The organism is Caballeronia udeis, assembly GCF_001544555.2.
Lineage (GTDB): Bacteria > Pseudomonadota > Gammaproteobacteria > Burkholderiales > Burkholderiaceae > Caballeronia > Caballeronia udeis.
Genome location: NZ_FCOK02000006.1, coordinates 38817 through 63997 on the forward strand (window position 1 = coordinate 38817; position 25181 = coordinate 63997).

Annotated in this window: 22 protein-coding genes and 1 pseudogene; 16 read left to right on the forward strand and 7 right to left on the reverse strand. The window is 60.7% G+C overall.

Annotation, left to right across the window (positions count from 1 at the left end):
- Positions 1-27 precede the first annotated feature (27 nt).
- The 5 genes from AWB69_RS06540 to AWB69_RS06560 all read left to right on the forward strand — a co-directional run bounded on the left by AWB69_RS06540 (position 28) and on the right by AWB69_RS06560 (position 6190).
- On the forward strand, positions 28-648 hold the full coding sequence (locus AWB69_RS06540) for a nucleoside/nucleotide kinase family protein (RefSeq protein ID WP_062083452.1): 621 nt from the start codon (positions 28-30) through the stop codon (positions 646-648).
- Positions 649-1030: 382 nt separating this feature from the next.
- Positions 1031-2785: an oxalyl-CoA decarboxylase gene (gene oxc / locus AWB69_RS06545; RefSeq protein ID WP_062083455.1), complete on the forward strand. Its 1755-nt coding sequence runs from the start codon at positions 1031-1033 to the stop codon at positions 2783-2785.
- Between the two features lie 106 nt (positions 2786-2891).
- A complete protein-coding gene (gene frc / locus AWB69_RS06550) occupies positions 2892-4142 on the forward strand; it encodes a formyl-CoA transferase (RefSeq protein WP_062083456.1) in 1251 nt (416 codons plus the stop codon).
- Between the two features lie 100 nt (positions 4143-4242).
- The gene (locus AWB69_RS06555) at positions 4243-4686 is read left to right on the forward strand and encodes a PAS domain S-box protein (protein WP_062083459.1); all 444 of its coding nucleotides are present in this window, start codon (positions 4243-4245) and stop codon (positions 4684-4686) included.
- Between the two features lie 52 nt (positions 4687-4738).
- The gene (locus AWB69_RS06560) at positions 4739-6190 is read left to right on the forward strand and encodes an aldehyde dehydrogenase family protein (protein ID WP_062083460.1); all 1452 of its coding nucleotides are present in this window, start codon (positions 4739-4741) and stop codon (positions 6188-6190) included.
- A gap of 81 nt (positions 6191-6271) precedes the next feature.
- Here AWB69_RS06560 and AWB69_RS06565 read toward each other — a convergent pair whose 3' ends face one another.
- Positions 6272-6622 carry an HAD family hydrolase gene (locus AWB69_RS06565; protein ID WP_062083463.1) on the reverse strand — a complete coding sequence of 117 codons (351 nt, stop codon included), beginning with the start codon at positions 6620-6622 and terminating at the stop codon, positions 6272-6274.
- 131 nt (positions 6623-6753) lie between these two features.
- Positions 6754-7674 carry a LysR family transcriptional regulator gene (locus AWB69_RS06570; RefSeq protein WP_062083719.1) on the reverse strand — a complete coding sequence of 307 codons (921 nt, stop codon included), beginning with the start codon at positions 7672-7674 and terminating at the stop codon, positions 6754-6756.
- Positions 7675-8077: 403 nt separating this feature from the next.
- Here AWB69_RS06570 and oxlT point away from each other — a divergent pair, with 403 nt between their 5' ends.
- The 9 genes from oxlT to AWB69_RS06615 all read left to right on the forward strand — a co-directional run bounded on the left by oxlT (position 8078) and on the right by AWB69_RS06615 (position 18188).
- Positions 8078-9430: an oxalate/formate MFS antiporter gene (gene oxlT / locus AWB69_RS06575; protein ID WP_062083465.1), complete on the forward strand. Its 1353-nt coding sequence runs from the start codon at positions 8078-8080 to the stop codon at positions 9428-9430.
- The gene (locus tag AWB69_RS06580) at positions 9427-10407 is read left to right on the forward strand and encodes a LysR family transcriptional regulator (protein ID WP_062083467.1); all 981 of its coding nucleotides are present in this window, start codon (positions 9427-9429) and stop codon (positions 10405-10407) included. The genes oxlT and AWB69_RS06580 overlap by 4 nt, the downstream gene beginning before the upstream one ends.
- A gap of 134 nt (positions 10408-10541) precedes the next feature.
- Positions 10542-11570: a 2-dehydropantoate 2-reductase gene (locus AWB69_RS06585; protein ID WP_062083469.1), complete on the forward strand. Its 1029-nt coding sequence runs from the start codon at positions 10542-10544 to the stop codon at positions 11568-11570.
- 114 nt (positions 11571-11684) lie between these two features.
- Positions 11685-11906, forward strand: a complete 222-nt coding sequence (locus tag AWB69_RS06590) for a hypothetical protein (RefSeq protein WP_062083471.1) — start codon at positions 11685-11687, stop codon at positions 11904-11906.
- 64 nt (positions 11907-11970) lie between these two features.
- On the forward strand, positions 11971-12651 hold the full coding sequence (locus tag AWB69_RS06595; protein ID WP_407923020.1) for a GntR family transcriptional regulator: 681 nt from the start codon (positions 11971-11973) through the stop codon (positions 12649-12651).
- Between the two features lie 1197 nt (positions 12652-13848).
- Positions 13849-15096, forward strand: coding sequence for a formyl-CoA transferase (frc, locus tag AWB69_RS06600; protein ID WP_062083475.1), 1248 nt, complete (start codon positions 13849-13851; stop codon positions 15094-15096).
- A 99-nt stretch (positions 15097-15195) separates the two neighbouring features.
- Positions 15196-15972 carry a fumarylacetoacetate hydrolase family protein gene (locus AWB69_RS06605; protein ID WP_062083477.1) on the forward strand — a complete coding sequence of 259 codons (777 nt, stop codon included), beginning with the start codon at positions 15196-15198 and terminating at the stop codon, positions 15970-15972.
- Positions 15973-15985: 13 nt separating this feature from the next.
- Positions 15986-16705, forward strand: a complete 720-nt coding sequence (locus tag AWB69_RS06610) for a hypothetical protein (RefSeq protein WP_062083480.1) — start codon at positions 15986-15988, stop codon at positions 16703-16705.
- A 313-nt stretch (positions 16706-17018) separates the two neighbouring features.
- The gene (locus AWB69_RS06615) at positions 17019-18188 is read left to right on the forward strand and encodes a YbfB/YjiJ family MFS transporter (protein ID WP_231937003.1); all 1170 of its coding nucleotides are present in this window, start codon (positions 17019-17021) and stop codon (positions 18186-18188) included.
- Between the two features lie 167 nt (positions 18189-18355).
- On the opposite strand, the gene AWB69_RS06620 is transcribed toward AWB69_RS06615, so the two are convergent.
- The 3 genes from AWB69_RS06620 to AWB69_RS06630 form a co-directional block, all read right to left on the reverse strand.
- Positions 18356-18685, reverse strand: a complete 330-nt coding sequence (locus AWB69_RS06620) for a DUF4148 domain-containing protein (protein WP_062083484.1) — start codon at positions 18683-18685, stop codon at positions 18356-18358.
- A gap of 288 nt (positions 18686-18973) precedes the next feature.
- Positions 18974-19753, reverse strand: coding sequence for a carbon-nitrogen hydrolase family protein (locus tag AWB69_RS06625; protein WP_062083486.1), 780 nt, complete (start codon positions 19751-19753; stop codon positions 18974-18976).
- A 30-nt stretch (positions 19754-19783) separates the two neighbouring features.
- Positions 19784-20683 carry a LysR substrate-binding domain-containing protein gene (locus AWB69_RS06630; protein WP_062083488.1) on the reverse strand — a complete coding sequence of 300 codons (900 nt, stop codon included), beginning with the start codon at positions 20681-20683 and terminating at the stop codon, positions 19784-19786.
- A 333-nt stretch (positions 20684-21016) separates the two neighbouring features.
- Here AWB69_RS06630 and AWB69_RS06635 point away from each other — a divergent pair, with 333 nt between their 5' ends.
- Positions 21017-21649, forward strand: coding sequence for a helix-turn-helix transcriptional regulator (locus AWB69_RS06635; RefSeq protein ID WP_062083490.1), 633 nt, complete (start codon positions 21017-21019; stop codon positions 21647-21649).
- Positions 21650-21668: 19 nt separating this feature from the next.
- Here AWB69_RS06635 and AWB69_RS06640 read toward each other — a convergent pair.
- Both AWB69_RS06640 and AWB69_RS06645 read right to left on the reverse strand, forming a co-directional pair.
- Positions 21669-21932 (reverse strand): annotated as a pseudogene (locus tag AWB69_RS06640) (FAD-dependent oxidoreductase); the annotation flags it as partial.
- Between the two features lie 72 nt (positions 21933-22004).
- Positions 22005-23489, reverse strand: coding sequence for an aldehyde dehydrogenase family protein (locus AWB69_RS06645; RefSeq protein ID WP_062083494.1), 1485 nt, complete (start codon positions 23487-23489; stop codon positions 22005-22007).
- A gap of 364 nt (positions 23490-23853) precedes the next feature.
- On the opposite strand from AWB69_RS06645, the gene AWB69_RS06650 reads away from it, so the two are divergent.
- Positions 23854-25179: an NAD(P)/FAD-dependent oxidoreductase gene (locus AWB69_RS06650; RefSeq protein ID WP_062083496.1), complete on the forward strand. Its 1326-nt coding sequence runs from the start codon at positions 23854-23856 to the stop codon at positions 25177-25179.
- Positions 25180-25181 lie beyond the last annotated feature (2 nt).

Genomic DNA, 25181 nt, shown 5'->3' on the forward strand with positions numbered 1-25181 from the left:
AAACAAAACCCAAACAGGATTGTGCCGATGATCGAAGACCGTTTTCTCGCGCGACTGCATCAGCTGGTAGCGGATGGTCGGCGCCGTATCCTTGGGCTCGTGGGTGCGCCGGGCGCCGGCAAATCAACGCTGGCGCAGGCCATTCTCGAGGCACTGCCGGGCCGCGCGGTGGTCGTGCCCATGGACGGTTTTCATCTTGCGAACGTCGAACTCGCCCGTCTGGGCCGCGCGTCCCGCAAGGGCGCCGAGGATACGTTCGACAGCGCCGGTTACGCCGCATTGCTGGAGCGCTTGCACGCGCAGCGTGACAACGAGCTGATCTACGCTCCCACGTTTCGCCGGGAGATCGAGGAACCCATTGCCGGGGCTATTCCGGTCATGCCGGACGTGCCGCTTGTGATCACCGAAGGCAACTACCTGCTGCTGCAGCAAGGCCACTGGAAGGCGGTTCGGCCTTTGCTCGACGAAGCCTGGTACGTCGACGTCGATCCGCAATTGCGCGTGCAGCGGCTCATCGCGCGCCACGTGCAGTTTGGCCGCGATGAAGACGCCGCCAGAGAATGGGTCCAGCGAACCGACGAGGTCAACGCGGCGCTGATTGAGTCAACCCGCGGGCACGCCGATCTGGTTTTTCAATGGACGTCATAGAGCGTGTGAGCGTGCGGAAGATCGACATTTCATACAGACAATCACCTCGTCAATCCTCCGCGGATTGACGACTCAAGCGCAGGCATCCGCCGCTAAGCGCGGGTAAACCCACGCTCCGGCAAGCGCTGGCAAACGGCTGTGCCGCACGCCTCCACCACAGTCCCCGTTCGCCCCTGCTCCCTGCCGCGAAACCCGCAGCATCGCTCAAACACCCTCATCGCATCGCAGCAAAAAAAACGTCAAACCTGCCGGTGCGCCAGCATTTTCGCGTCAATCGCACCGCACCACATTCGACGCATCAAACAAATCCGCTTGACTAATACTGTGTGTGGAATATTGTATATCACAAACCAAACAACACCCGCCAAGGAGGGGAGACGTTATGGCAGAAGTATTGAACCATCCGCAGACCGCCACTGCAGCCGAGACAGCGAAGCAAGAAACACCTGCGACCACCGACGGTTTTCATCTGGTCATCGACGCCCTGAAGCTGAACGACCTCAACACGATCTTCGGGCTGGTCGGCATTCCCATTACCGACCTGGCGCGCCTGGCGCAAGCCGAAGGCATGCGCTTCATCGGCTTTCGTCACGAACAGCACGCGGGTAATGCGGCGGCTATCGCCGGCTACATGACGCAAAAGCCGGGCATCTGCATGACCGTTTCTGCGCCGGGCTTCCTGAACGGCCTGACGGCGCTGGCCAACGCGACCACCAACTGTTTCCCCATGATCCTGATCAGCGGATCCAGCGAGCGCGAGATCGTCGACTTGCAGCAAGGCGATTACGAGGAAATGGATCAGCTCAACGCGGCCAAGCCCTACGCGAAGGCCGCGTACCGCGTGCTGCACGCGGAAGATATCGGCATCGGCATTGCGCGGGCGATCCGTGCGGCGGTGTCGGGCCGTCCCGGTGGCGTCTACCTGGACTTGCCGGCGAAACTGCTGTCGCAGACCGTCGACGCCGTGAAGGGCAAGCAGTCGCTGGTACGCGTGGTTGACGCGGCACCGCGCCAGCTTCCGGCGCCTGACTCGGTCAAGCGTGCGCTCGACGTGCTGAAGGGCGCGAAGCGTCCGCTGATCCTGCTCGGCAAGGGCGCGGCTTACGCCCAGGCCGACGCGCAGATCCGCGATCTCGTGGAAAAGAGCGGCATTCCGTACCTGCCGATGTCGATGGCAAAGGGGCTGCTGCCCGATACCCATGAGCAATCGGCGTCCGCCGCGCGCTCGTTCGTGCTGCAGGAAGCCGACGTCGTTCTCCTGATCGGCGCACGCCTGAACTGGCTGCTGTCGCACGGCAAGGGCAAGACGTGGGGCGGCGCACCGAAGCAATTCATCCAGGTCGACATCTCGCCGACTGAAATCGACAGCAACGTGGCGATCGCGGCGCCGGTGATCGGCGATATAGGCTCCTGCGTGTCGGCCTTGCTCGGCGGCATGGATGCCAGTTTCCCGAAGCCGAGCACCGAATGGACGGGCGCGATCTCCGAGCGCAAGAGCAAGAACCTGGAGAAGATGGCCGCGACGCTCGCGAAGAACCCGTCGCCGATGAATTTCCACAGCGCACTGCGCGCGATCCGCGACGTGTTGAAGACGCGTCCGGACATCAACGTGGTCAACGAAGGGGCGAACACCCTCGACTACGCCCGCAGCATCATCGACATGTATGAGCCGCGCAAGCGTTTCGATTCGGGCACTTGGGGAATCATGGGTATCGGCATGGGCTTTGCGATTGGCGCGGCGGTCACCAGCGGCAAGCCGGTCGTCGCCATTGAAGGCGACAGCGCGTTCGGTTTCAGCGGCATGGAACTCGAAACCATCTGCCGCTACGACCTGCCGGTTTGCACCATCGTCTTCAACAACAACGGCGTGTATCGCGGCACTGACGTGAACCCGACCGGCGGCAAGGACGTCGCCCCGACCGTGTTCGTCAAGGGCGCTCGCTACGACAAGATGATCGAGGCATTCGGCGGCGTAGGCCACCACGCCACCACGCCGGAAGAGCTGACGAAGGCGCTGCAGGAAGCCATTGCGTCCGGCAAGCCGACCCTCATCAACGCGGTTATCGATGAAGCCGCCGGCACCGAGAGCGGCCGCCTGACGAATCTGAACCCGCAAAGCACGGCGATGAAAAAGTAATCCGCTTGGAAGGCATCGGCGGCAATGCAAACGCGCGCCGCCGATGTCACCGCCTGGAACATCAGTAAAAACCCACCTTTAGCCAGTGAGTCAGGAGACAGGAATCATGAGCAAGCCACTCGAGGGAATCAAGATTATCGACTTCACGCACGTGCAGGCAGGCCCCGCCTGCACGCAGTTGCTAGCGTGGTTCGGCGCCGACGTGATCAAGGTGGAACGCCCGGGTTCGGGCGACGTCACCCGCACGCAACTGCGCGATATCCCGGATGTCGACGCGCTGTATTTCACCATGCTCAACAGCAACAAGAAGTCGCTCACGCTCGACACGAAGAAGCCGGAAGGCAAGGAAGTGCTGGAGAAGCTTATTAAGGAATCCGATGTGATGGTGGAAAACTTCGGTCCGGGCGCACTCGACCGGATGGGTTTCCCGTGGCACGTCATCAGCGAACTGAATCCGAAGATGATCCTGGCTTCCGTGAAAGGCTTCAGCGACGGCCACCATTACGACGACCTGAAGGTCTACGAAAACGTCGCGCAATGCGCGGGCGGCGCGGCATCGACCACGGGGTTCTGGGACGGCCCGCCGACCATCAGCGCAGCGGCGCTGGGCGACAGCAACACCGGCATGCACCTGGCCATCGGCATCCTGACGGCGCTGATCGGGCGTGACAAGACGGGCAAGGGGCAGAAGGTCGCGGTATCCATGCAGGACAGCGTGCTCAACCTGTGCCGCGTGAAGCTGCGTGACCAACAGCGCCTGGACCGGCTGGGTTACCTGGAAGAGTATCCGCAATACCCGCACGGCGAATTCAGCGATGTCGTTCCGCGCGGCGGCAATGCCGGCGGCGGTGGACAGCCGGGATGGGTGCTCAAGTGCAAGGGCTGGGAAACCGATCCCAACTCGTACATCTACTTCACGATCCAGGGTCACGCCTGGGCGCCGATTTGCCGCGCGATCGGCAAACCCGAGTGGATCGACGACGCGAACTACAACACGGCGAGCGCACGCCAGCCGCATATCTTCGACATCTTCAAGACCATCGAAGAATGGCTCGCCGACAAGACCAAGTTCGAAGCAGTCGATATCCTGCGCAAGTTCGATATTCCGTGCGCGCCCGTGCTGACGATGAAAGAGCTGGCCAACGATCCTTCGTTGCGCGAAAGCGGTACGATTGCTGAAGTCCCGCACAAGGAACGCGGCACGTATCTCACGGTGGGCAGCCCGATCAAGTTCTCGGACATGAAGCCGGAGATCACGGGGTCGCCGTTGCTGGGCGAGCATACGGACGAAGTGCTCGAGAGCCTGGGTTATAGCAGCGCGCAGATCGCCGACCTGCATCAGAAACAGGCCGTTTAAACGCAGCACAGACGCAAGAACGCCGCGCCGTGGATGCCCTGACGGGGATCCGCGGCGCGGCCAGAAAAAGACCCAGGCCATTTCAACCATGAATAGCGCCATGCAACCCAAATCCCCCATCGATTTCGAGCAACTGGTCGACGTGATCGGCGACGCGGTCGTCATTTCCGACGCCAGTGGCGCAATCACCTTATGGAACCCCGCTGCCGAGCGCATGTTCGGGTTCACGCCCGAAGAAGCGCTGGGAAATTCGCTGGACCTCATCATTCCCGAGCGCTTGCGAGGGCGTCACTGGAGCGGCTACGAAAAGACCATGGCGACCGGCGAGACACGTTACGGACACGACGTGCTGCGCGTGCCGGCCATGCACAAGGACGGCCGGTCCTTATCGATTGCATTCACGGTTGCGCTGCTGCATTCAGCCGGACCGGAACACGGTGTAAGCGGCATCGTGGCTGTCATACGCGATGAAACCAGCCGCTTCACTGAAGAGCGAAACCTGCGCAAGCGCCTCGCTGAACTCGAAGCAAAATCCAGCGCGTGATCCGGATACAGAGACCGCGCGCGGGACTGCAATACGGTAAAAGGAGACAACAATGACCGCCCAAGCGGACGTGAAACGTTACGAGCTGCTGATTGGTGGCGAAGCAATACCGCCCGGTGGCGGCGCGTATTCCAGCATCATCGATCCATCGACCGAGACGCAGATAGCGAGCGTTGCTCAAGGCACCGCTGCTGATGTCGACCGTGCCGTGCAAGCTGCGCGCGCCGCGTTGAAACCATGGAACGCAATCCGCGCATCCGAGCGAGGCCGGATCCTGACGCGCTTTGCAGAATTGATGCGCACGCATCAGGATGAAATTGCCGCGGTGGAAAGTCTGGACGCCGGCAAGCCTATCTCCGGCGTGCGGCGCCAGGATGTACCGGCTGCCATCGACACCCTCGCGTATTACGCGGGCTGGTGCGACAAGATCAATGGGCAAGTGGTGCCCGCGCGCCCGGACGCGCTGACCTACACCGTGCGCGAACCGGTCGGCGTGGTCGCGGCTATCGTGCCGTGGAATTTCCCGTTGATGATCGGCATGTGGAAGATTGCACCCGCGCTTGCCTGCGGCTGCACGCTGGTCGTCAAGCCTGCGGAGTTGACGCCGCTGTCGGCGTTGATGCTCGGCCGTCTCGCGCTGGAAGCAGGCGTACCGCCGGGCGTACTCAATATTGTTACCGGCAAGGGCTCGGTGGTCGGCGACGCGCTCGTCGCACATCCGGGTGTGGACAAGGTTACGTTCACCGGTTCGCCATCGGTCGGCCGGGGCATTCTGCAGGGCGCGGCGGTCAACTTCAAGCGAGTGACGCTTGAACTGGGCGGCAAGTCGGCCAACGTGATCTTCGCCGATGCCAATCTCGATCAGGCCGCGCGCGCAGCCGCCTCGGGGATCTTTTTCAACGCGGGGCAGGTGTGTTCGGCGGGTTCGCGGGTCCTGGTCCAGCGAGCCGTGTACGACGAGGTCGTCGAACGTCTTGCGCAGCGTGCGAAGGCAGTCACGCTCGGTGATCCATCGCAGAAAGAGACGTCGATGGGGCCGCTCATTTCCGCGAAGCAGATGCAGTCGGTGCTCGACTACGTGGACATAGGCAAGAGTGAAGGGGCGTCGGTCGTGTCGGGTGGAAGGCGCTGGGGCGAGCGCGGCTATTTTGTCGAGCCCACGGTGTTTGCCAATGTCGAGCACGAGATGCGCATCTCGCAGGAAGAGATCTTCGGCCCGGTGGTCAGCGTGATTCCCTTCGACGATGAAGCCGATGCCGTGCGCATCGCCAACGGGACGCTCTACAGCCTTGCTGCGGGTGTGTGGAGTGCGGACATAGGCCGGGTGCACCGGATGGCGTCAGCGCTCAGGGCGGGCACGGTCTGGGTGAATACCTACGGTTATACGGATGTGCGATTGCCATGGGGCGGCTCGGGTGATTCAGGCTTTGGCCGCGAGCACGGGGACGTGGCCATCGAGAACTTCACGGAGCCCAAGAGCGTGTGGGTGTCGCTGGCGCAATGAAGGAAGGGGCGGGTTTGACAAACCCGCCCCCTTTGAAATCGTAGTACCTGAGGCATGACCTCAGGCTGGAACATTCGCGCGTCAGGCGGCTTGCGCATGCGGGGTATCGCAGTCGGGCCGCCACATCCGCGCGCCGCGGGTGTCGTCGGCGCGGGCGATGCTGGTGGCGCGGCACGCTTCGTAATACGCGTTTTTCCTGTCCACGATGGCCTGGCACAAGAACTCCGTGCTGTACGCCTTGAGCAGGTGAGAGCAATGCATTTCGATGTACTGGGCGATGCGCGCCTGATCGCTTGCTGCATGCGCCAGCGACTTAAGGGTTTCGACGTCCCAGCGGAACATCAGGTCAAGTTCTTCGAAGGCGCTGTTGTAGGCGCAAAGCTGCGTCTGGAGTTCGCGCGCATCGGCGATCGTGGCTTGTGAATGGTTCATGGTCGTCTCCTAAGGTAGCCCTAACGACAGCGTGATATGGCTGCGTGGCTTAACTACAGGATAGAAAGAACCATCCATATACGATAGTCACTTGTTTTTTGCTTAACTATTAAAGATACCTAATAGATGGTTTACCCGATATGCGTGATGGTCGAGATTTGCGCCGCCCCTTCCTCAATGAGGAATTGCTTGAACGCCATTGCCACTGCCGGCAGCCGCTTGTTGTGACGATGCACGAGATACCAGTTGAGCATCACGGGGAAACCCTCTATGTCGAGCACGGCCAGCCGTCCGATCTGCAACTCCATGCTGACCGTGTGCGCCGACAGGAAGCTGATCCCCATGCCGGCGATCACCGCCTGCTTGATGGTCTCCATGCTGGTGATTTCCATTGCGATATTGCGGGGCTTGAACCGTCCCGCGAAACCTTCTTCCATCGAATTCCGGGTGTCGGAACCGCGCTCCCTGACGATGAACGGTTCGTCGACAAGCGACTCCAGCGGAATGTTCTTCCTGCCCACCAGCGGATGATCAGGGGGCGCCACGATCACGTACGGGTGCGGGGCAAACGACACGTTCTCGGTGTCCATGTCTTTCGGCGGGCGAACCATGATCGCGAGGTCCGTGAGGTTGTCGGTGAGCTGGTGCAGCAGTTCTTCGCGGTTATGGACGGCCAGGTTCAGCTTGACGTCGGCATTGCGTTTGGTGAATTCGGCCAGCAGGCGCGGAAAGAAATAGTCCCCGGCGCTGATCACGGCCACGTTCAGCGTGCCTCCGGAAATACCCTTGAGTCGCGCCATGGCGTCGTCGGCTTCGCGGAACTGTTCGAGGATTGCGCGGCTGTGGTGAAGCATTTCGTGGCCGGCCGACGTCAGGTAGATCTTCTTGCCGAGCTGCTCGAAAAGCGGCAGTCCCGCATGCTCCTCGAGCTGCTTGACCTGCGTGGAGACGGCCGGCTGGGTGAGGTAGAGCTCTTCAGCAGCGCGCGAAAAGCTGAGCCTCCGAGCGACGGTTTCGAATATTTTCAGTTGCCTGAGCGTCGCATTACGCATCATGGCGGATCTCCACCTATAAACGATCCTGAATTTATACAATAAATTTTTCTAACTTTCCCTAATCATTTTTCTGCCGCAGGATGCTTTCAACGTGCGCTAGTTCCGTAAGGTGCACGGGGGGAGAAGGCAGCGGCAGGGTCTTCCCCTATAAGCATCAGAACATTGGGAATCGCTTAACCATGATTCTTCGATCACCTCCCTTACTTTTGCGGCCCGCAGGATGGGCGTGGCCGTATCCGCCGCAGCGGCGCCACGAACGCGTTCCCTGACCGACCAAGTCCCCTCACACCTTGACTCACGACACGGTGTGCCGCAGCCGATTAAGTAATCGACGAAATAGTCGATGCAGCAGTTGATTACGCGCCGCACGAGCGCTGATACAAACATAACGGAGACAGACATGGCAAACGCAGCGACGGCACCGGCCGCTGGCCAGCCCCAAACTGGGTGGCGCAACAATCGGTGGGCTCAACTCGCCATCGGCATCATCTGCATGGGCTTGGTCGCCAATCTGCAGTACGCGTGGACTTTGTTCGTAGTCCCGATGGATGCGAAACATCATTGGGGTCAGGCGGCGATTCAAACCGCGTTCACCATTTTCATTGTCACGGAAACGTGGCTGGTGCCGCTCGAAGGCTGGCTCGTCGATAAATTCGGCCCGCGGCCGGTCGTGATCGGCGGTTCGATCTGCGCGGCGCTAGGCTGGATCATCGATGCAAACGCGACCAGCCTGGTCCATCTCTACATTGCGGCGGTGATTGCCGGCGTGGGCGCGGGTTGCGTGTACGGCACCTGCGTGGGCACCGCGCTCAAGTGGTTCCCGGACAAGCGCGGCCTCGCTGCCGGTTTGACGGCTGCAGGTTTCGGGGCGGGCGCGGCGGTCACGGTCATCCCCATCTCGAACATGATCCAGCGCTCCGGCTACGAGCACACCTTCGTGTTCTTCGGCATCTTCCAGGGCGTCTGCATCCTGTTGCTCGGCATGCTGCTGGTCCGTCCGAGGCCACCGGTCCATGCCGTACCGGCCAAGCGCGTGGTGGCGTCGAAGATCGACTACACGACGGGCCAGATGGTGCGCTCGCCGCTCTTCTGGGTGCTGTACATGATGTTCGTGTTCGTGGCGGCGGGCGGTGTGATCGCCACGGCGCAGCTCGGTCCGATCGCGAAGGAATACGGCTTTGCCAAGATGCCGGTCAGCCTGCTCGGCGTGACCTTGCCGCTCCTGACCATGGCGCTGTCGATCGACAACCTGTGCAACGGTTTTACGCGTCCGCTCTGCGGCTGGGTCTCCGACAAGATCGGCCGCGAGAACACCATGTTCTTCATTTTCATCGGCGAAGGCGTTGCATTGCTCGGGCTGATGGAGTTCGGTCACAACCCGTATCTGTTCATGTTCTTCGCGGCCGTGACGTTCCTGTGCTGGGGCGAAATCTTCTCGATCTTCCCGGCCACCTGCGCCGATACCTTCGGCAGTAAATACGCCGCCGCCAACGCCGGTACGCTCTATACGGCGAAGGGCACGGCTTCGATGCTCGTGCCGCTTGCCTCGGTGCTGTCGGCCATCGGCTCATGGGACACGGTGTTCATCGTGACGGCCACCATCTCGATTGCCGCCGGGCTGTGCGCGAAGTTCGTGCTTGCGCCCATGAGAAAGCGCTGGATCGACAACACGGTTGCCGAGTCGAGCCGGCTCGATGCCGCTACGTTTCAGGCTGCCTGGCCGGAAGCACCGCGCAACTCGTCGGCGCAATGAACCGGAGCCCGACGACTGATGCCGTGCAGGGATTGAAGACGTCCGGCGTGTCGCTGCAGCAATTGCGCCTGTTCGTGATCCTTGCGCAGCATCGGAGTTTCACGCAGGCGGGCAACGCGCTCGGCGTCACGCAGTCGGCGGCGAGCCGCGGCATCAGGGAGCTGGAGGACCTGCTGGAACTGAAGTTGTTCGACCGCACGACGCGTCAGGTCGCGCTCACCGATACCGGCCGCGCGCTGCTGCCGCGCATTGCGTTACTGGTCGATGAACTCGAAGCCGCGCTGCGTTTCGGGCGGCAGGTTTCCACGGCGGAGAGCGGCGCGGTGTCGATAGCGAGCAGCTCAAGCCTGGTCGCTTCGGTGCTGCCGGCGCTGCTCTCATCGTGCCGGGCGAGCTACCCCAATATTGCGCTGACGTTGCACGATGCGCCTGCACGCAAGGTGCTCGAGCTCGTGCGCGCCGGCGATGCCGACATGGGCGTGCTGGCCGGTCCCCTGGACGATAGCAATCCTCACGATCTCTGCGATTTATCGACGCAAACCCTTTTCTCCGATTCCCTCTGCGCGATCGTTCCGGCGCGACATGCGCTGGCATCGCACGCCACGGTGCGATGGCGCGACCTGGGCGGCGCGAGTCTGTTTCTTCTCGACGACGACGCCGGCAGTTTCGACCTCATCGCGCGTGCGCTCGATGAACACGGTGCATCGAACGTCAGGCTTCAGCGGCTGACCCAGGCCGCGAGCGTCGAGCATATGGTCGCGGCGGGACTTGGGTTTGGCATTCAGCCCATGCACGCAGGCGCAGCCTCGGCGCAAGCGCTGGTTCAACCGGTGCAGCTATGGCCGCCGGTGACGCGGCCCGTCGTGCTCGTCAAGCGGCGCGGCCGCACGTTGCAAGCGCAGGCGGCGTGTATCTGGACGCACGTCATTTCGTCCTATGATGAGCAACATAAGCCGCTGCAAATCGCCCACGCCTGACCCCAATCCACTGAGTATTCGAAGCGCGGCTCCCTGAAAAGAGTCGCGCTTTTTTCTTGCTCTTTCTTCGTTGTTATCCAATACTGAATCTAATATGTTGTATATCAGAAGAGCCGACAATCCAGGAGACAACAATGAAAATTTGCATTTACGGTGCCGGCGCGATCGGCGGTTATATGGGTGCGCAACTGGCCCGGGCTGGGGCGGATGTCAGTTTCGTCGCACGGGGGCCGCATCTGGCTGCCATGCAGGCGAACGGCGTGCGCTTGCAGATCGATGGTGAGGAGCACACCGTCAAGGTCCGCTGCACGAACAATCCCGCGGAGCTTGGGCCGCAGGACTACGTGGTGATTGCGTTGAAGGCGCATTCGGTGCCTGGCGTGGTGGACCTGATGCAACCGCTGCTGGGACCGGATACGGCCGTGGTCACGGCGGTGAACGGTTTGCCGTACTGGTATTTCCACGAGCATGGCGGTGCGTTGGCCGGTACCACGCTGGAAAGCGTCGATCCGGGCGGCCGCCAATGGCAGGTCCTCGGGCCGGAGCGCGCAATAGGCTGCGTGCTGATTCCCGCAGCCGAAATTGCGGAGCCGGGCGTGATCCGTCACGTGTACGGCAAGAAATTTCCCATCGGCGAGCCGAGCGGACTGGTAACGCCGCGGCTGCAGGCGTTCCACGACATCATGGGCGCCGCCGACATGGAAGCACCAATGCGCGACAACATCCGCGACGAGATCTGGCTGAAGCTGTGGGGCAACCTCTGTTTCAACCCGATCAGCGCGCTCACGGGCGCCACGCTCGATGTTCTTGCCGGCGATCCTGCCGTGCGCGCGCTGTCACGCCGCATGATGGAGGAGGCGCAGGGCATTGCCGAGCAGCTCGGCGTTCATTTCCGTGTCGATGTGGAAAAGCGCATCAACGGAGCAGCAGCTGTCGGCGCTCACAAGACCTCGATGCTGATGGATTGCGAAGCCCGCCGTCCCATGGAGATCGATCCGATCGTGACCGTCGTGCAGGAAATTGGCCGCAGGCTTGCCGTCGACACGCCGATGATCGACGCCGTGCTCGCGCTGATCAAGCTGCGCGAAGGCGTCAACCAGGGCACGGCCAAGCCCGGTATCAAAACGATTGAATCCTTCACACGTTCGCAAAAAGCCGCTTAAACTGCGAACACAGGAGGACTGTTGTTTCTGATATATCACATACGAAATATGTTGCGTTGCATTGCGACGCAACATATACTGAAGGCTCTTGGAGTAAACCACTAGGAGCCGGAAATGAGCATCGCTTTATTAGTCGTGATCGGAATTGCCTTGGTAGCGGGCGGTGTGGGTGTGACGTTTGCACTGGCATCGGCGGTGCCGCAAGACGTGTTGCAGCGCGCGCAGGACAATGGTCGGTACGCCGGGCTGACGGCGGATGACCAGGGCGGCAGCACGGGTACACGGGCGACGACGGGCGTGCGGAACCTGGGACATCAAACCATCAATGCCATCTGATACAGAAGTTGCAGCGACCCCGGCCAATCTTCTTGAGCCGCGTGCAGAAGGTAAGCCTGCTGGCGTGACGCTTTCGCTGGCGCCGATCAACGCGACGGCTTCGTTGCGCGATCAGGCGTATGCGCGGCTTCGCCAGGCCATTTCGGAAGCGGACATTTATCGTTCGCGGGAAGAGATCCGGCTGGACGAGAAGGATTTGACGGAAGCGCTGGGCGTGAGTCGTACACCCATTCGCGAAGCCATGACGTTGCTCGAGCAGGAAGGGTTTCTGCGTACGGTGCCGCGTCGTGGGATTTATATCGTGCGCAAGACCAAGCACGAGATTGTCGAGATGATCAATATGTGGGCCGCGCTGGAAAGCATGGCGGCGAGGCTCGCGACTCAGCGCGCGACGGACGAAGAGATTGCTTCGTTGCGGCATATGTTTGACCATTTTCAGAACCAGGCGCCGGCCGAACATATCGAAGAGTATTCGGAGGCGAATATTGCCTTCCATCAAGCGATTGTGCAGTTGAGCAAGTCGCAGATCATCTTCGATACGATCAAGAATATTTTCGTGCACGTGCGCGCGATCCGGAAGATGACGATTTCGCAAAGCGATCGGGCGGCGCGGTCGATTCAAGACCATATGAAGATCATCGAGGCGCTCGAGGCTCGGGATACCGAGTTGGTCGAGAGGCTGGTCAGGCAGCATTCGCTGGATCTCGCGGCGTTTGTCGAGGCGAATTGCGATTTTCTTGACTGAATGGACGGGGCGCTGGCGCTGGGGGGTAGCAGTTTGGGTTGTGCGGGTTCTGGGGGTGGCGGTCGGGGTTGGTGCCGGGTTGCCAGGTTTCGGGGGTAGCGGTCTGAGTCAGTGCCGGGTTGCTGCTTTCGGGGTTAGTGGTCTGCCTGAGTGAGCTATTTTCTTTATCACTATTAGCCACTGCGCGTGGCGGCGCGTCATTTCCTGGTCCTTAGCGACAAAGAAATGAAGCAAAGAACGCGCTTTAACCGCACTACCCTAAGTGTCCACAGCGTGCAGTTTCTATTCATGGGTACCCGAAAAGCACGGTGCTCGCCAGAGCCACGGATGTGTGAACCCCTCTTTCTCCGAACACGGATACCCACACGCTTCGCCACCAGTGACTGAACCTGCCCAAGGGGCACCCCGCGCTATCCGCGGAAAACCAGTCTCCGAATTAATATGCACTTCTAACCACACCGTCAACCACCAAAAACCTCGATCCTAAAATATGCATGAGGCCGTACGGATTCTGAGCAATAGTGCTTGCCCGAGAGCGTGCGGGGCGAAGCGTGTTCATGTCAGGATTCGCGAGAAAGAGGGGTTCAAACATTCTTTGCTCTGGCGAGCACCGTGCTTTTGGGGCACCTATGAATTAAAACTGCACGCTGTGGACACTTAGGGTAGTGCGGTTAAAAGCGCTTTCTTTGCTTCGTTTCTTTGTCGCGTTGGACAAAGAAATGACGTGCCGCCACGCACAGTGGCTAATAGTGCGAAAAAGATCAGCCAGAACAGAACGCGCGAAGACCTGGAAAGCAACAACCCGGCAAAAACCCCGACCGCTACCGCAGACCCTCCACCCAAAATCCGCCGTCCCTCGCATTGCAGCAAAACTCGACCGACATTCGCCATTGCGCGAGCATTTCCGGCCTACTGCACCGCACAACCCACCGCGCATCACGCAAAACCCACCGCGTATCACGCAAAACCGCTTGACTAATACTGTGTATAGAATATTGTATATCACAGTGCTCGCACTTTAACCGGTGCCGTGAGGGGCCTCCCCATCTACAGAAAAGGAGGAAAACAGCCCATCATGTCCAGAGCAAGACGAAACCAGGCAACTCCGCAGCACTAAAACCCGGCACGGCCCGCAGGGCTATACCGAAGGGCATCACAAGCATCACGATAAAACCTGCTAAAGGTTAGGAGACAGGCATGAGCAAAGCCCTCGACGGGGTGCGTATCCTCGATTTCACGCACGTTCAATCAGGCCCGACCTGCACGCAGCTGCTTGCATGGTTCGGCGCCGATGTCATCAAGGTCGAGCGCGCCGGCGCAGGCGACATCACGCGGGAGCAACTGCGCGATATCCCCGACGCCGACAGTCTCTACTTCACCATGCTCAATCACAACAAACGTTCGATCACCATCGATACGAAAAACCCGGACGGCAAGAAGGTCCTCGAGTCGCTCGTGAAAAAGTGCGACGTGCTGGTCGAGAACTTCGCCCCCGGCGCACTCGACCGCATGGGCTTCACGTGGGAACGCATCCAGGAACTGAACCCCAGGATGATCGTGGCATCGGTGAAAGGCTTCGGCCCCGGCCCCTACGAAGACTGCAAGGTCTACGAAAACGTCGCGCAGTGCGCGGGCGGCGCAGCATCCACCACGGGTTTCGACGACGGCCCGCCAGTCGTCAGCGGCGCGCAAATCGGCGATTCAGGCACAGGCCTGCACCTCGCGCTCGGCATTGTCACCGCGCTCTATCAACGCAACGCCACCGGCCGCGGCCAGAAGGTGCTCGCCGCCATGCAGGACGGCGTGCTCAACCTCTGCCGCGTGAAGCTGCGCGACCAGCAACGGCTTGAACGCACCGGCACGATGAAGGAATATCCGCAGTACCCGAACGGCACGTTCGGCGAGGCCGTGCCGCGCGCCGGCAACGCATCGGGCGGCGGCCAGCCGGGCTGGATCCTGAAGTGCAAGGGCTGGGAAACCGATCCGAACGCCTACATCTACTTCATCACGCAAGCGCCGGTCTGGGGCGAGATCTGCAAGGTGATCGGCAAGGAAGAATGGATCGATCATCCCGACTTCTGCACGCCGGCTGCACGGCTTCCGCATCTCAAGGGCATCTTCGCCGAGATCGAAGAGTGGACCATGACCAAGACCAAGTTCGAAGCCATGGAGATCCTGAACCAGCACGATATTCCGTGCGGCCCGATCCTTTCGATGAAGGAAATTGCCGAAGACCCGTCGCTGCGCAAGACCGGCACGATCGTAGAAGTGGACCATCCGGTGCGCGGCAAATACCTGACCGTAGGCAACCCGATCAAGCTCTCCGATAGCCCAACCGACGTCGTGCGTTCACCCCTCCTGGGCGAGCATACCGACGAAGTGATGGCGGAACTTGGATACTCGCCCGATCAGATCGCGACGTTGCGAAGCCTCGGGGCGATCTAGGTCACGGTCGTGCTTGGCGCCCCTTGAAGGCGCGCATGACCGCTGGCTCCGGTTGCCGTTTTTAAAAGACGGCAGCACTACTTCTTCAGGGCTTTCAACGTGGCTAACTGGATACGTTTTTCCCGCGCCGATGGCGTCGAGGGCTTCGGCACGCTGTCGGAAGACGGCAGGAGCGTGATGCAATGCGAATGTTCTCCCTTTGAGCGCATAGAGCCGACGGGCAAGGAACTGGGCATGGACGAGGTCACGCTGCTGGCGCCTTGTCAGCCGGGCAAGATCGTTGCGCTCTGGAACAATTTCTACGCGCTATCGAAGAAGCTCGATAAAGCGCCGCCCAAACATCCGCTGTTCCTGATCAAGCCCGCACGGTCGGTGATCGGCACCCAGGAGGCGATACGCCGGCCGGCCAGCTACGACGGCAAGATTGCTTACGAAGGCGAGCTAGGCATCGTGATCGGCCGGCGTTGCTCGTCGGTATCGGTGGAGGAAGCCGAGGCCGCGATCTTCGGCTACACGTGCGTGAACGACGTCACGGCCGGCGAACTCCTGCAGGAAGATCCGAACTTTCCGCAATGGTGCCGCGCGAAGGGATTCGATACATTCGGATGCCTCGGGCCCACGATCGCAACCGGATTCGACTGGCGTGCGGCGCGCGTGATCACCACGCTCGACGGCGTCGAGCGGCAGAACTATCCGCTCGACGACATGATCTTCACGCCCGCTGAACAGGTCAGCCTGATCTCGCACGACATGACGCTCGAACCCGGCGACGTCATCGCGTGCGGCACGTCGCTCGGGATCGGATCGATCAAGGACGGCGCCGAGGTGTGCGTGTCTATCGAAGGTATCGGGACCCTGGTCAATCGCTTGCTCTGATGCGGAGGCATCAATGCTCGACGGTGCGTTGTGTGCGTTCGCCGTGATGGCGTCGATGCAGAGCCTGAAGGCGCCCGGCGCAGTCTCGCCCACCCGGCGGCAGGCACTGCGCGATGCGACGGGCGTGGGGGCTGCGGTGATCGTGGCTTACGGCATGGCGACGGGCTTCGACTCGACGCTCGTCGCGCTGGCCATCGCGGCGTTCGCGATGCTGACGCCCCGGTTGGGCAGGACCACGCCCGCGTCGCTGCAAAGTGCGCTGGCGCTTGCCGCGCTTGCGTCGGCATCAGCAGATCGCGTGCTCGGCTTCGACCCGGGCGCGTCACTCGCGTGGACCGCGCTTGGCGGTATCGCGGCGATTGCGTTTGCGGTCTTACTGGGCCGTGTGCGCTTCGGGGTATCGAATGCAAAACTGATGAGCACGATGCACTTCGCCTGTGCCGCGTTGTGCACGGTGATTGCGTATACGGCAGGGTTCGAAGGCGGCGCGGTGGCGGTAGTGATCATCGGCGCGATGGTCGCGTTGATCGGCGCTTACCTGGCAATGGCGATGGCCGATCGCGCGTATCCGGTTTTTATCGCTGCATTGAATGGGTATGCCGCGTGTTCGGTCGTCGCGGCCGGAGTCGGGCTGGCAAACGGCGCGCTGGTGGTGACCGGCGTGGCGCTCGTGCTGGGATGCGTGGCGACGTGCACGAGTGTTAGGCCGTCGGGTGCGCCCAGCGAGAAGTAGGGCGGCAGGTTTGTGCCATGGGGTGACTGGATAGCGTGCTTCGGCACGCTATCTGCGTTTTGAGGCTGGGCTTTTGTTGAGCAGAAGGCCGCGGGCATGCAAGGAGGGAGCGAGCGTGCCGGTATGAGGCCAGGGCGCGTTACCATAGCGACACGCCGCCAGATAGCGACGCCGCGTCCGGTAAGGTTCATGTCCTTCAAGTTCCTTTAGCCCGTCAGCCCACAAGCCGCCTTAGCCGATGATCGACGACACACGCAGCACCGCGGCACAGGCATCACCTGTTCAAGCATCACGCTCTCGCGGGCACACACTTATGCTGGCCGCGGGTTTGTCATTCGGCAGCGCTATCGCGCTTGGCCTTACACGTTTCTCCTACGCACTGCTGTTGCCGGCAATGAAAGCCGATCTCGGCTGGAACTTCGCGCAAGCCGGTGCGATGAACACCGCCAATGCGCTGGGTTACCTGCTTGGCGCACTCGCATTTCCATGGGTATCGCGTCGATGGCCCGTGGGTCCGTGTTTCATCGCGGGATGCATCTTGACTGCTGCGTTGATGACCCTCGGCGGTCTCGTTTCCGATACCCATGCATTGCTCGCGCAACGCGTTGTCACCGGCATCAGCAGTGCGTTGATCTTTGTCGGCGGCGGGGTGTTGGCGGCACGTCTCGCGTCGGCCCATCCACGCGATGCGGGTCTGGTGCTCGGGCTCTACTACGGCGGTGCGGGCAGCGGGATAGTCGTCGCAGCGCTGCTGGTGCCCATGACCACGTTCAGCGGTCCGCATGGCTGGCAATGGGCCTGGTTCGCCTTGGCCGCCGCTTGCGCGCTGGCATCCATTGCTGCGATCGCCGCCGCTCGCAGGATCGGGCACGCTGAACCTGCGCCGGCGGTTTCTCCTGCACATACCGCATCGCCGTTGCGCCCAAGCGCTTTGCCCTGGCGACGTTTCGGTTTCATGCTGGCCGGTTACGCGCTGTTCGGCGTGGGTTATATCGGTTACATGACCTTCCTGATCGCGTTGCTTCGTGCGGCCGGCATGAGCGCGGCCGTGGTAACCGCGTTCTACGTGCTGCTCGGTCTGGCGACCATCGTCTCGGCCCGGCTGTGGTCCGGGCTGCTCAACCGCATGAGCGGCGGGCAGGCGTTGGCGGTGTTTAATGCGGTCCTCGCGTTTGCGACCTTGATGCCCGCGTTGTTCACGCAACCAGCGGTTGCATTCGTATCGGGAGCGTTATTCGGCGCGACGTTTTTATCGGCGGTGGCGTCGACTACGGCGTTCGTCCGGCACAATCTTCCAGCCGTGCAATGGACCCGCGGGATCGGCGTGTTCACGATCGTATTCGCCGTGGGACAGATTGTCGGGCCGATAATCATTGGATGGATATCGGATGGCGCAGGGCTCGCTCGTGGGCTCGTGTATTCATCAATCTTGCTTGCTACAGGCGCTGTTCTTGCGATGTTGCAGAAACCATTGCGCGTTTGAGCGCGCTGCAAAGTGCTATCCGTTGCTGCGAGGTACGGATATGGATAATACTTGGCATAGCTTAGTTGTTTGCCTAGCGTAAAAAAATCGCCCAGCGCCTTTAAGCGGTGAGCGATTTCTTGAGTCCCTGCGTCAAGCAATCAGTCGACGGCGGAGCTTATCAAATCTTAGTGACCAAAGAAGATTGAATGCGGGTCGTTGCCGGAAGCCGGTGCGATGCTGGTCCGCACACCTGAAGCCGATGTGCCGCTGTTCGACGGGCCATACGCTCCTGCCGTTACTCCGTTCGCTGCATCAACGCGTTGCTGCGCGGCTTGCAGCGCTTGGGGATAATAATTGTCGTTGGCAGCCGGGTTATAACCGGCTTGTTCGAGCTGGGTCAACTGAGCGCGAACTTCCGCACGCGTCACAGGCGCGTTGTTGTCCTGGGCAAACGCAAATGAAGGAGCGGCGAGCGCAGAGGCAATCAGCAGGGCGGAAAGAAGCGACTTGGTCATGATGAACCTCCAGAGTTTGTTTTCGATTTTCGGAAGACGTTGAGACTGAGTGCCTGTGTCTGCATGCGCTTCTGATGAAAACAAGTCTAGGTCGCCTATTGACCGTTTTAAACGATAGTTTCGGCGAAAGATATTTTCCGTTGCGGCAACAATAAGCCCGTTTCCCTAGGGTGGTGCATACGTGTCGGCTTTATTTCGGTAATAAATCGTTGAGTTAAACGGTCACGGAATGAACCAGCAATAAATGCCAGCAATCATGCGTTTGCCGCGCGACTCAACCCGCACGGGTCAGGGCATCTCTTTCACATAACACGGGTATTGCGCTTTCTGCGCGCGGGCCGCATCAAGGTCGATCGTGACAACGCGTAGCGGCGTTGCTTCGCTTGTTTCCTCAAGCAAGACACCGTCAGGCGAGACCACGAATCCGGCTCCTCCAAACTGTTGTCCTAGCGCGCCCTGACCATGCCGGTTCGAACTGACGAACCACGCACCTGACACAATGGCCGCCATGGTGCCCGCCGTTTTCCATCGCGCCAGTGACGTGCCGGTCGCGCGTGGCGTCACGATAAGGTCAACGCCGTCGCGACCATACGCTCGCGCGCGGTCGTTGAAGAACAACTCGGTGCAGAGCAGAACCCCCACCTTGACCTGCCCGACCTGCACGCAGTCGAATCCACCCGCGCCGCGCACGTACCACGCTTCCTCGAAGAAGCCTGGCTCCTGCGGGAAGTACTTCTTATGGTGGATCGTGCGATACGCATTCGATTCCAGCACAAATGCCTCGTTGGCAAGACGGCCGTCGAAGGCAACAGGACGCGATGAAATTACCGCTGCCGCGCCCAGGCCGCGCAATGCATCGAGCGCGTGCTCATGCAGCGCGATGCTGCGTTGCGCTGCTTGCGCATCGAATTTCGCATGCTCTGCAAGCCACGGGCCGAACGGCATTTCGTTGGTCACCAGAATGTCGGGGCGGGCACTTTCGATGGAACGGCGAATGGCATCCCATGCCGGTCCGGCAGGTTGCAATCCTTCGGGCCACTGTACATACGCAATGCGGGCAGTTGTCATGACGAAGCGGTCGATCTCATCCAGGCAGGGTTACTGGGACCCGCGAAAGTGCTCGACCAGGAAGTCGATGAACGCACGCATACGCGCGGGTTGATTGCGGCGGCTTGGATAGTAGACAAACAAGTCCGCCGGCGGCAGCAGGAAGTCGGGCAGCACGACTTTCAGCCGGCCGCTTTCCAGGTATTTCGCGAGGTCCCATTCCGAGCGGATCGAGATGCCGTGTCCGTCGAGCGCCCATCCGAGCACGATGTCGCCGTCATTACTCGAGAGCCCGCCGTTCACCTTGACCGACACCGTCTCGCCGTCGCGCGTGAAACGCCAGACGCCGTAGGCGTCGTCATTCTGGCGGTGAAGGATAGTCCGGTGACGTGCAAGATCCGCAAGCGCGGCGGGGTTGCCGTGCCGCTGCAGATACGCCGGCGATGCACACAGGAAGCGCCGGTTCGACATGATGCGGCGTGCGTTTAGCCGCGTGTCGGGTAGCGCGCCGAAGCGGATGGCGAGATCGAAACCCTGCTCGACAATATCCACCGGCCGGTCCGTTACATCCAGTTGAACCTCGACCTGCGGATAACGCTGCACGAACGCGGAGACGAGCGGCGCGATGGTGGTGCGGCCAAAGCCAAGGGAGGCGTTCACGCGCAATATGCCGCGGGGTGCTTCGCGGCTGCGCGACACGGCGTCTTCCATTTCGCTCATAGCAGCAAGAATACGCGTAGCGTGCCGCAGATATGTGTCGCCCTCGTCAGTGAGGCTTGCGCTGCGCGTAGTGCGGTTCACGAGCCTCACGCCCAGCCGCTGCTCCATCAGCGCAAGCCGTCGGGTGGCGGCCGGTGGCGTGAGATCAAGCGCACGCGCGGCAGCCGACAAGCTGCCCAGGCGCGCAAGCTGGACGAAAAACTCGAGATCGGAGGTGACGTCGTTCTTCACTTAAACTGAATAGTGTTTGTGAGGGGTTTCAATCAACGGTCCATGATTCTGGTCGACCGGCTCAGCGCCTTACCTGAGACATCGCTATGAAACCGCGCTCACCCGACGCCAACTCGAAGTGTACAAGAACCCCTGAACCTAACCATCACGTTGCGCCGGGGGGCGGCTGCGACGGGCATCGTGACTTCCATCGCGGTCTAAAACACATAGTCCAAATTTAGAATTTCGGTATAATTCGGCAAAACCGGGTTGCTGCGTGAAATCCTTTTTTGCTTCCAACGGCGCAACTGCAACCAGGTACATAACACTCTGAATTGAGACACATCGTCCGGCATGGCAAGAAACAAACAGAAGTCCGAGCAGGAGTCGTTACTTGAGCAAGTGCAATGCATTGCTGAAGGCCTGGGCGAGATGTTTGCGCCTTTCACGGAAGTAGTGGTGCACGACCTGCGCTCGCCCGAGCATGCCATTCTCGCGATCCACAATAATTTGTCTGGGCGGCGCGTGGGTGAGCCTGCCACCGAACTCGGCCTTGCCCGAATTCAGGATCAGGATTTTCCTCAGCTCCTTGCCAACTATCCGAATCGATTCGCGGATGGCAGATCGGCGAAGAGTACCTCGATTGGCATCAGGGATTCGTCCGGCCGCTATATTGCGGCGCTTTGCATGAACGTCGACGTGACACTTTTTCGCGGAATGCAAGGGATGCTGGAGCAGTTCTGCAGCACGTCGGCAGCGCCGATCAAAGAGTCGCTTGACCCAACGAACGCAGATGCCATTCGCGCGCGTATCGACCGCTTCGCGATAAACCTGGCGACCACCTCGCGCTCACTCAAGACGGAACACCGCCGAGAGTTATTGCAAGAGCTGAGAGATGAGGGTTTCCTGGAAGTGCGCCGCTCAATGGAGATCGTCGCGCAACACCTGGGAGTATCTCGGGCGACCGTGTATAACGACGCGAAATAACGCCCAGCTACTTCTTCTAGACGCCTTGGATGCTACGGACTGCTGCATAATCTTGCGCCGCACCGGTATTGCAGTGGCCAGTGTTTCGGCCAGAGACGCCGCTGCCAACCGTTGACGCCTCCAGGACCGTGACAGAGGCCCCGCGCTTCCCAAGCGCGAGAGCGGCCGGGAGTCCGGTAAAGCCTGGGCCAATGACAACAACATCGGCCACTCCATCAACGGGTTCTTCCAGGGCGCCGCCGAAGTGGGTTACCGAATCCAGCCACCAGGATTTGAGCTTCATTTTTGGGCGTGGATAGAATCCAGCCCGTATTCCAAATCGAATGCGCTCGTTTCCGGCGGCACCGGTTTCGCACTAACCGTTCAGATCAATCAGTACGCTCTTGGAGCGAAGGTTGGCTTCGAATGCTTGTCGCCCAAGATCTTTGCCCAAGCCTGAGCGCTTGTAGCCGCCAGTGGGAATAATGAAGTCCGATGAGCGGCCATAGCGATTGACCCAGACGTTGCCCGCTTCTATCCCTCGCACCATTCTCAATGCGCGGCCGAGATCGGCTGTGTGCACGCCCGCGGCGAGACCATAGTCTTCGTGTTGAGCGAGTTCCAATGCCTCCTCTTCGTCTTCGAACGTCTCCACTGTCAGGACCGGGCCGAATACCTCTTCACGGACGATTTCCGACTCACGAGCCACACCGCTCAGAATGCTCGGCGCAACGAAGGCACCGCCGGTCGGGGCGTCCGCCCGCCCGCCGCCGCAATGAACCTGGGCGCCGGCGAACACGGCTCGCTCCAGAATACCGTCGATACGGATCGCTTGCGCTTCGCTGATGATGGGCGATAACGTCGTGCTTGCGGACCAGGTCGGCCCGGCACGCAGGCCATTGAAAATGGGGACCAGCCGACTTAGTATCGCTTCGGCGAGGGGGCGCTGAATCAGCAAACGAGAGCCTGCGTTGCACACCTGGCCCGCGTTGCCGGTGATGCCCGTGACGATACGACGCGTCACGGCATCAAGGTCGGGAACGTCGGAGAAAACCACTTGCGGGCTTTTCCCGCCAAGCTCAAGCGTCACCGGCTTGATGCCCGTTTCCGCACACGCGGCCATGATCGAAGCGCCAGAACGGGTCGAGCCGGTGAACGACACCTTGCCAATGCGTGGGTGCCTCACAAGCGCGTCACCGGTGACGCGGCCATCCCCCTGGACTACGTTAAAGATGCCGGCCGGTACGCCGGCCTGGACGGCCAGTTGTGCCAGACGGAGTACCGAGAAAGGTGTCATCTCCGACGGCTTGATCACGACTGCGTTACCCGCGGCCAGCGCCGGTGCGATTTTCCACGCTGCAAGCACCAGCGGGAAATTCCAGGGGACGATGCCTGCCACGACGCCTATTGGCTCAGTAAGCGTCATGCCCAGCAGGGACGGGGAGGTCGCGGCGACTTCGCCACCGTACTTGTCTGCAAGTTCCGCAAAGAAGCGGATGCACTCAGCGGTATAGGGCACATCCCACGCGGTTGCATCGCGTACAGGGCGCGTGGATCCCACGGCTTCGAGAGGGGCCAGGGTGGCAACGTCCTGTTCCACCAGGTCAGCAAACCGGCGCAGAACGCGCGCACGGTCGCGCGGCGGCAATTTTCCCCAGCCGCTTTGGCGTTGCGAGCGCCATGCGCTCTGCACGGCGCGGTCAACCAGCTCCGAATTTGCTACGGGCATCTGGGCGTAGCGAACATGGTCGGACGGGCGAGAGACCGGCAGATAATCACTTCCGGGGCCGCCGTTTACGATTTCGCCGTCGATGAAATGGCCGTTGGGAATCACCAATGCATCAGGGTCAAAGTTTTCCATGCAGATTTCCCCAGAGGAGGTAATGACGATGCGTTCTATGCTAAGTCCGAGCGCACAGCAGATGTCGCGGAATAAATTCCTGCGCCGGCATTAGTCAGTGGTTTTTGCGAGCAGAACTATCGACTTCTCCGCTATTGACCCGGTTGGCCGCTTTCCAGTGTTCAACTGGCCGGGCCGGACCCTGGGAAGCTGCCGGATATCAGGCTTGGAACAATATGCTGATCGGCGGGGGCAATCGGCATGCCGTTGTTACAAACGCCCCATTTTTGATAATGATCCGGAAGCACGTCATGCTTAAATGAACTGGCGCCGGATTGGAGCACGGTGCCCCCGTACTATCCGAATATGAAACTGGAGTAGTTTGATGCCTGCCCCCTTAATGAAGATTGAAGCGACACCCTCCTTACCTGAGCAGGTGGATGTCGTTGTCATCGGTGGAGGAATTGTCGGTGTTTGCTCAGCGTACTATCTGGCGCGACGCGGCATACGTGTCGCGCTTGTCGAGAAGGGGCTGGTAGGGGCCGAGCAATCAAGCCGGAACTGGGGCTGGTGCCGTCAGCAGAACCGTGATGGCCGCGAATTGCCAATAGCCACGCGCAGTCTTGCATTGTGGGAAAACTTTGCGGAAGAGATTGGCGAAAGCACCGGCTTCAAGAGATGCGGGCTTCTGTACCTGAGCAACAACGAAGCGGAAATTGAACAGTGGGCCAACTGGCGTGACTTTGCGCGGACAGTGGGCGTCACCACGAACATGCTCAGCGCCTCGGACGCAAAAGACTATGGACGCGCTACGGGCCAGACATGGAAAGGCGGCGTGTTTTCACCCTCGGATGGCACGGCAGACCCCGGCATCGCCGTACCCGTCATTGCCAAAGGGGTCATCAAAGCCGGCGGGACGGTACATCAGATGTGTGCGGCACGCGGACTCGAGATGGAAGCCGGGCGGGTAAGCGGTGTCATCACTGAAAAGGGCACCATTCGCACAAGGGCCGTTGTATTGGCGGGTGGCGCGTGGGCATCGTCGTTCTGTCGGCAACTTGGCATTCGATTTCCGCAGGCATCGGTAAGATCGTCAATCCTTTCGGTCGCTCCCGGTGGCCATGATCTGCCACATGCGCTGCACACGGCAGATGTTTCGGTTACCCGTCGCCTGGACGGCAGCCATACACTCGCCATCAGCGGCCTTGCCAAAGTGGATCCGACGCTTCAGCAACTACGCTTTTCGAAAGACTTCATGCCCATGTTCGCCAAGCGACGAGCGAGCCTCGCGCTGGGCGACCTGACCGGTTGGCGGTCCGGACATGAGACGCTCGCAAAATGGCGCCTGGACGCGCCGACTCCCATGGAAAGGAATCGCATACTGGACCCGGCGCCTGACCGTGGCGTGGTTGACGAAACGCTGCGCCGGGCGAGGAAACTTCTGCCTGCCTTGGGCGCAGTGGGAATAGCACACGCCTGGGCCGGGTATATCGACAGCACGCCGGATGGCGTACCTGCTATCGGTGAAATTCACACGCATCCCGGTTTGTTTCTCGCTGCTGGATTCAGTGGACATGGCTTCGGCATTGGCCCTGGGGCCGGCCATCTGGTGGCCGATCTTGTCACCAACGCAACGCCAATTGTCGACCCGAAACCGTATCATCCCGATCGTCTCGCCAAATCGGTCAGAGGGAAAGTCGCGGAATTCTAAGC